The 1,185-nt window shown below is 74.9% G+C and carries 2 protein-coding genes; both read left to right on the forward strand.

Annotation, left to right across the window (positions count from 1 at the left end):
* Positions 1 to 626: AfsR/SARP family transcriptional regulator (locus tag ACWEBX_RS41130; protein WP_451889780.1), on the forward strand; the 626-nt coding region annotated here is incomplete at its 5' end.
* Between the two features lie 246 nt (positions 627 to 872).
* The coding region (locus tag ACWEBX_RS41135; protein ID WP_451889781.1) for an acyl carrier protein at positions 873 to 1,185 on the forward strand (313 nt) is incomplete at its 3' end.

Genomic DNA, 1,185 nt, shown 5'->3' on the forward strand with positions numbered 1-1,185 from the left:
GGCCCGGGGCGGCCCCCGGGCCCGGGGGCCGTACCGCCAAGGACGTCCTGGTCACCCTGCCGGGCGGGTATCTGCTCGCCGCCGGCGGCGGCACCAGCGACGTCCGCGAGTTCGACCGCCTGGCGGGACTGGGCTACCGGGCCATGGACGCCGGCGACTTCGCGGGCGCCTCCCGCAGTCTCGGCGCCGCCCTGGACCTGTGGTCGGGCTCCGCCTTCGCGGACGTACAGACCGGCGTCCAGCTCACCATGGAGGCCAGGCGCCTGGAGGAGGGCCGGCTGTGCGCCCTGGACCAGCGCATCGAGGCGGACCTGCGGCTCGGCCGGCACCGCGAAGTCCTCGCCGAACTCACGGTCCTGACCAGCCGTTACCGCAACCACGAGAACCTGCACGCCCAGTTCATGATCGCGCTGCACCGCTCGGGGCGGCGCGGCGAGGCACTCAACGCCTACACCCACCTGCGCACCACCCTCAGCCGCGACCTGGGCCTGGAACCCTCCCCGCGACTGCGCCGGCTCCAGCACTCGATCCTGATGGCCGCACCCGAGAGCCCGCCGGACTCGCCCGCCCCGGCCCGCGCCGCACACCACCCGGCAGCCGGACCCCAGATCGCCGGCAGCCGGTAACCACCCCCGGCGGCCGCCAGTCGGCAGTCAGCCGGCCGCTTCGGCGGCGACGCGAACACGCGCCGCCATCCGTCCGGCCCGCTTTGAGCGGGGAGGCGGCCGGTGTTGCCGTCCGTCCGGCCGCTTCGCCGCCGCCGGCGGCGGCGCGGACCTCCCGCCCTGCCGCGCGGGAGTTTCGCTTCCCCCGTATGCGGGGGCATGCCCGTCCCGGTCCGAGGGCCGGGGTATCCACGAAGGGACGAGTTGATGACCAGCGAGCCGAGGGCATCCTCCGACGGCCACGGAGACGTTCTTGCCGAGCTCACCGCCGTGCTGGCCGGTGTCGTGCACGCCGACCCCGACCGGGTCGACCCCGAACAGCCCTTCCCGGTCCTGGGGCTGGACTCCCTGCTCACCATCGAGTTCGTCGCGGCCATCGACCGGCACTTCGGTGTCCGCATCGCCGGCGCGGACCTCTACACGTACGCCACCCCCGCCCTCCTGGCCCGCCGTCTGAGCGCGCTGCTGGCCCTGGAGGTCCTGGACGAGGGGCCCGGCATCCCGAAGTCGGAGTGGCACC

Source organism: Streptomyces sp. NPDC005070 (genome assembly GCF_053600395.1).